The organism is Cupriavidus sp. GW821-FHT07C08, assembly GCF_059419025.1.
Genome location: NZ_JBWKQZ010000055.1, coordinates 22,203 through 28,438, shown reverse-complemented (window position 1 = coordinate 28,438; position 6,236 = coordinate 22,203). Strand labels below are relative to the sequence as shown.

The 6,236-nt window shown below is 65.3% G+C and carries 6 protein-coding genes; 5 read left to right on the top strand and 1 reads right to left on the bottom strand.

What is annotated here, in order from left to right:
• Nucleotides 1–90, top strand: a 90-nt coding sequence (locus AC07UK_RS37820; RefSeq protein ID WP_494687986.1) for an ABC transporter ATP-binding protein C-terminal domain-containing protein, incomplete at its 5' end; no start/stop codon positions are given.
• A gap of 9 nt (nt 91–99) precedes the next feature.
• Nucleotides 100–843 (top strand): ABC transporter ATP-binding protein, encoded by a 744-nt coding sequence (locus tag AC07UK_RS37815; protein ID WP_018312984.1) that lies wholly within the window; start codon nt 100–102, stop codon nt 841–843.
• Nucleotides 844–1,102: 259 nt separating this feature from the next.
• Here AC07UK_RS37815 and AC07UK_RS37810 read toward each other — a convergent pair whose 3' ends face one another.
• Nucleotides 1,103–2,038, bottom strand: coding sequence for a LysR substrate-binding domain-containing protein (locus tag AC07UK_RS37810; protein WP_436222952.1), 936 nt, complete (start codon nt 2,036–2,038; stop codon nt 1,103–1,105).
• Nucleotides 2,039–2,191: 153 nt separating this feature from the next.
• On the opposite strand from AC07UK_RS37810, the gene AC07UK_RS37805 reads away from it, so the two are divergent.
• From AC07UK_RS37805 to mnmG, 3 genes are all read left to right on the top strand, one after another.
• On the top strand, nt 2,192–3,187 hold the full coding sequence (locus AC07UK_RS37805) for a tripartite tricarboxylate transporter substrate binding protein BugE (protein ID WP_436222951.1): 996 nt from the start codon (nt 2,192–2,194) through the stop codon (nt 3,185–3,187).
• A 3-nt stretch (nt 3,188–3,190) separates the two neighbouring features.
• Nucleotides 3,191–4,063 carry an N-formylglutamate amidohydrolase gene (locus AC07UK_RS37800; protein ID WP_494688198.1) on the top strand — a complete coding sequence of 291 codons (873 nt, stop codon included), beginning with the start codon at nt 3,191–3,193 and terminating at the stop codon, nt 4,061–4,063.
• Nucleotides 4,064–4,274: 211 nt separating this feature from the next.
• Nucleotides 4,275–6,233 (top strand): tRNA uridine-5-carboxymethylaminomethyl(34) synthesis enzyme MnmG, encoded by a 1,959-nt coding sequence (mnmG, locus tag AC07UK_RS37795; RefSeq protein ID WP_494688199.1) that lies wholly within the window; start codon nt 4,275–4,277, stop codon nt 6,231–6,233.
• Nucleotides 6,234–6,236: the final 3 nt, after the last annotated feature.

The window sequence follows — 6,236 nt, the reverse complement described above, 5'->3', positions numbered from 1 at the left end:
GAATTCGGCACGCGCATTGCCGAGGGCGTGCCCGAGGAAGTGCAGAAGAACCCCGCGGTGCTGGAAGCCTACCTCGGTGGCGTGGAATAAGGACCGGACATGAGCCTGATTCTCGAAGTGAAGGACCTCCACGTCCGCTACGGCAAGGTGGAAGCGGTGCACGGCGCCAACCTGAAAGTGGAGGCCGGCAAGATCGTCACGGTGATCGGACCCAACGGCGCAGGCAAGTCGACCATGCTCAATGCGATCATGGGTGCGCTGCCGGTGACGGGGTCGTCGAGCGGCTCGGTCAGCTATCTCGGCCACGACATGGCCGGCATTCCGGTGGAGGGGCGCGTTGCGCGCGGCATGTGCCTGGTCCCGGAGAAGCGCGAGCTGTTTGCGTCGATGACGGTGGAGGACAACCTGCAGCTGGGCGCCTTCCGCCGCAAGCGCGCCGGCGAGAAGAACTACCTGGACCAGATGGACGTCGTCTACGACCTGTTCCCGCGTCTGCGCGAGCGAGCCCGCCAGGACGCCGGCACGCTCTCCGGGGGTGAGCGCCAGATGCTGGCGGTGGGCCGCGCGCTGATGGCCAAGCCGCAGCTGCTGATGCTGGACGAGCCCAGCCTTGGCCTGGCACCGCTGATCGTGAAGGAGATCTTCCACATCATCAGCAACCTGCGCCAGACCGGCGTGGCCACGCTGCTGATCGAGCAGAACGCGCGCGCCGCGCTGCAGGTGGCGGACTACGGCTATGTGATCGAGACCGGCGATATGGCGATGGAAGGGCCGGCCGACGAGCTGGCGGCGAACCCGAAGGTGATCGAAACCTATCTTGGGTTGGCAAAAAAGGCGGCTTGATCCGCCCGGTTTTCGCCAGAGGAATGAGGGCCTGCGCAAGCAGGCCCTTTTCTATTGGTGGTGTGAATAACTTTGGGGATAACCCAATTCAGAGGCGCTTCGCACTGATGTCGCTACCGGTGCGCTGATGTAGGTATGCCAATATCTACTGGAATGATTTTTGGTGATCAAATTTACCGGATAACATCTACTCAAGTAATAATTTTAGGAATTATATTTGCGGGATGAATGTATGTCTTAAGAATTTTTATTTGGCAAGTCATCCGGTAAATGAAGTGTTGATGCCGCTGCCTGTATCCTTCGCTGCGGTCTCCAGCAACCAATCCCGGAAGCAGTTCAGCGCCGGATGATCGCGCCGTTCCTTCGGCACACACAGGAAATAGCCCCGTTGCAGCGTAATTGGCAGGTCAAATGGCGCGGTTACGCGTCCGGCAGCAATTTCGTCGCGCACCAGGCAGCGCTGCAGCACGGCGACGCCCATGTCGGCGCGCACCGCCTGGATCAGGATCGAGACCTGGTCGAACGCTGTGGATAACCTTGGCGCAGCGTTGGGTACGCCAGCGGCCTGCAGCCAGTTTTGCCAGTTCGCCGGCGCGGTGGTGTGGTAGAGCAGGGGCTCGTCCAGCAGCTCCGCGGGAGACTGCCAGCGGCCGGCCTCTCGCCGTGCCCGGGCGCGGTCCGGATGGCAGACCGGCACCATTTCACGTCCCACCACATAGTCGGCCTGCAGGCCGGGCCACTTGCCGGCTTCACCCGCCAGGATAGCGGCGTCGGGGGAGGGGCCGGAGAGATCCTCGTCACGCTGGTACGGGACGAAGTCCAGCCGGATTTCCGGATGGCGGCGATGGAAGTCCGGCAGGCGCGGCACCAGCCAGACACTGGCCAGCGTGGGCACGACGGACAGCGTCAGCTGGTGCCGGCGGTCGCCGGCGCGCAGGGCGGCGCTGGCGTGCTCGATCGTGGCCAGCGGCTCGGCCACGGCGTCAAGCAATTGCCGGCCGGCATCGGTCAGCAGCAGCCGGTGGGCATTGCGCTGCAGCAGCGGCTGCCCGAAATGCGCTTCCAGCCGCGCGATGGCGCGGCTGATGGCACCCTGCGTCACGCACAATTCGTCCGCTGCACGCGTAAAGCTGCCCAGCCGTGCCGCGGTGGCAAAGGCGTGCAACTCGGACATCGATGGGGAATGCAGCCGCATGGCGGGGGAGGGGAGGAAGGGCGGGGCGGCTGCCGGAGCGTCCGCTGCAAGATGATCTTTGGTAATGCAAACGTGCAATATAGTCGTTTGTGCCCGCCCGGTAAACGGCTGACACTCGGCCGGTTCATGCACAAAACCAACAGGAGAAACCCCATGGTCCGAGCCAGGATGTCCCGCCGCCAGCTACTGCTGTCCGGTACCGCCGCCGCTGCCACGCTGGCCTTCGCCGGCAGCGCTTTCGCGCAAGCCAACTACCCGACGCGCCCGATCCGCCTGATCGTGCCGTTCGCGGCGGGCGGCTCCACTGACCTGTCGGCGCGCCTGGTGGCAGAGTTTGCCGGCCGCGAGCTGGGCCAGTCGATCGTGGTCGAGAACAAGGGCGGCGCCGGCGGCTCGCTGGGCATGGAGCAGGTGGCCAACGCCGCGCCCGATGGCTACACCATCGGCATGGCCACGGTCAGCACGCACGGGTCCAACCCCGCCGTATACCCCAAGCTCAAGTACGATCCGATCAAGGACTTTGCTCCGGTCACCAATGTGGTGGCGATTCCCAGCGTGTTCGCGGTGCACCCCAGCGTGCCGGCCAAGACCATGCAGGAGTTCATCGCGCTGGCCAGGGCCAACCCGGGCAAGTACAGCTTTGCTTCGCCGGGGGCCGGGTCGCTGGGCCACGTCAACATCGAGAACTTCATGATGCTGGCCAAGATCGACCTGCTGCACGTGCCGTACAAGGGCGCAGGGCTGGCGCTGAACGACGCCGTGGCTGGGCAGGTCAATGCCATCACCGACAACCTGTCGTCGACGCTGCCCCACGTGAAAGCGGGCAGGCTGCGCGCGCTGGCGGTGCTGGGCGGGGGGCGCTCGGCGCAGTTGCCCAACGTGCCGACCTATGCCGAACTGGGCTTCAAGGACATGGGCGATGGCGGCTGGTTCGGCATTGTCGCGCCTGCGAATACGCCGCCCGCCATCATCGCCAGGCTGAACCAGGCGATCCACAAGGCCATGCTGAACCCCGAGTTCAAGCGCAAGGTGGAAGAATCCGGCGGCACGCTGGTGCCGACTACGCCGGAACAGTTCAAGGCGCAGATCCAGCAGGCGATGGCGCGCTACGCCCGCGTCGCCAAGGCTGCCGATATCAAGCTGGACTGAAGCATGGCGGAAGCAATCAACCAGACCGCGGCGTTGCCGCCGGTGATCGTGCGCTTGCCGGAAGGGGAGGCGCTGCCGCTGGTATGCGACTCGCCGCACAGCGGCACCGTGTACCCGGCTGACTTTGGTGCGGCGATCCCGGCCGCGCGCCTGCGTGGCGGCGAGGATACCCACGTCGATGCCTTGTGGGAGGCCGTGCCCGCAGCAGGCGGTACGCTGCTGGCGGCCACCTTCCCGCGGGTCTATATCGACCCGAACCGGATGCCCGACGACATCGACCCGGCCCAAATCGACGGCACCTGGCCGACGGCGCTGGCCCCGGGGCCGAAGACGCAGCTGGGCTATGGCCTGATCTGGAGCCGGGTCGACGCCAGCACGCCGATCTATGACCGCCGCCTGTCCGTGGCGGAAGTGCAGGCCCGTATCGACCGGTACTACCGGCCGTACCATGCGGCGCTGGCCGAGGCCGTGGAGGGTGCCCACCAGCGCTTTGGCGCGCTCTGGCACCTGAACCTGCACTCCATGCCCAATAACGCCTATGAGCGGCTCAAGATCGCCAGCGCGCACCCGTTGGCGGACTTTGTGCTGGGCGACCGGGACGGCACCACCTGCGAGCCGGGGCTGGTCGACCTGGTCGAACGGGAACTGCGCGGCATGGGTTACACGGTGGCGCGCAATGACCCGTACAAGGGCGTGCAGCTGATCGCACAGATCGGCCGGCCGGCCGAGCGGCGCAATAGCCTGCAGATCGAGATTCGGCGGCCGCTGTATATGGACGAGGTGACACGCGAGCGTAATGCCGGGTTCGCCACCTTGCAGCGCGATCTTGGCAAGCTGACAGAGCAGGTTGCGGGCTATATCCGCGCTCAACTCTGAGGCGCTTGTTCCACGTGAAACATCCGGCCGGGCCATGTGCCCGGCCTTTTTGTTTCACGTGGAACATAACGTCTCTTTCAAGCGACTCGCCGGGTATCGCCAACGCCATGTTTCACGTGAAACATGGTTGCCATCGGAAAGCGGCTTGTCGATTGCCGCTATAATTTCGCATTCCCGTATTTTCCCGCCAGCCTCCCGGAGGAGGTGTCCCATGCTTTACCCAAAAGAATTCGATGTCATCGTCGTCGGTGGTGGCCATGCCGGCACTGAAGCTGCACTCGCCGCGGCCCGTATGGGCTGCCAGACGCTGCTGCTGACTCACAACATCGAGACGCTGGGCCAGATGAGCTGCAACCCGTCCATCGGGGGCATCGGCAAGGGGCACCTGGTCAAGGAAGTGGACGCCATGGGCGGTGCCATGGCCGCCGCCACGGACGAGTCCGGCATCCAGTTCCGCATCCTCAACTCCAGCAAGGGCCCGGCGGTACGCGCCACGCGCGCCCAGGCGGACCGCGTGCTGTACCGCAAGGCGATCCGTACGCGGCTGGAGAACCAGCCGAACCTGATGCTGTTCCAGCAGGCCGTTGACGACCTGATAGTGGAGGGCGACCGCGTCGTCGGCGCCATGACGCAGGTCGGCATCGCCTTCCGCGCCCGCGCGGTGGTGCTGACCGCCGGCACCTTCCTGGACGGCAAGATCCACGTCGGGCTGGACAACTACACCGGCGGCCGCGCCGGCGACCCGGCAGCGGTGTCGCTGTCGGCGCGCCTGAAGGGCCTGAAGCTGCCGCAAGGCCGCCTGAAGACCGGCACGCCGCCACGCATCGACGGCCGCACCATCGATTTCTCGGTGATGGAAGAGCAGCCTGGCGACCTGGATCCGGTACCGGTGTTCTCCTTCCTGGGTCGCCCGGAGCAGCACCCGCAACAGCTGCCGTGCTGGATCACCCATACCAACAACCGTACCCACGACATCATCCGTGGCGGCTTGGACCGCTCGCCGATGTACACCGGCGTGATCGAAGGGGTAGGGCCGCGCTACTGCCCCAGCATCGAGGACAAGATCCATCGCTTTGCCAGCAAGGAAAGCCACCAGATCTTCCTGGAGCCCGAAGGCCTGACCACCAATGAGTTCTACCCCAATGGGATCTCGACCAGCCTGCCGTTCGACGTGCAGCTGGAACTGGTGCACTCGATCCGCGGGATGGAGAACGCGCATATCCTGCGCCCCGGCTATGCGATCGAGTATGACTACTTCGATCCGCGCGGGCTGAAGGCATCGCTGGAGAGCAAGGCCATCCGAGGCCTGTTCTTTGCGGGTCAGATCAATGGCACCACCGGCTATGAAGAAGCCGCCGCGCAGGGCCTGCTGGCCGGCATCAACGCTGGCTGCTATGTGCGCGAACGCGATGCGTGGACGCCGCGCCGTGACCAGGCCTACCTGGGCGTGCTGGTCGACGACCTGATTACCCGCGGTGTGACCGAGCCGTATCGCATGTTCACGAGCCGCGCGGAATTCCGCCTGAGCCTGCGAGAAGACAATGCCGATATGCGCCTGACTGAGGTCGGCCGTGAACTGGGCGTGGTCGACGATGCGCGCTGGGATGCCTTCAACCGCAAGCGCGACGCTGTTTCACGTGAAACAGAGCGCCTGAAGAGCACATGGGTCAACCCGGCCATGCTGCCGGCCGAAGACGCCGTGCCGCTGCTGGGCAAGCCGATCGAGCGCGAGTACAGCCTGGCCGACCTGCTGCGCCGGCCCGAAGTCCGCTATGAAGCACTGATGGCGCTGCAGGGCGGCCGCCATGCACCGGAAACGCTGCTGGACGCCGAGCCGATGCTGGCGGAGCAGATCCGCGAGCAGATCGAGATCGGCATCAAGTACCACGGCTATATCGCCCGCCAGGCGGCCGAGGTCGACAAGCTGGAAGCCAATGAGTCGACGCGCCTACCGGAAGGGCTGGACTACACCGAAGTGCGTGGCCTGGGCTTCGAGGTCAGCCAGAAGCTGAACCAGCATCGTCCGGAAACGCTGGGCCAGGCCTCGCGCATTTCCGGCGTGACGCCGGCCGCGATCTCGCTGCTGCTGGTGCACCTGAAGAAGAAGGGGCTGGGGCGCACGCGCGCTGAGTCGGGTGCACCTTCCGGCAACTCTGAAGAGGCCGCCTGAGTG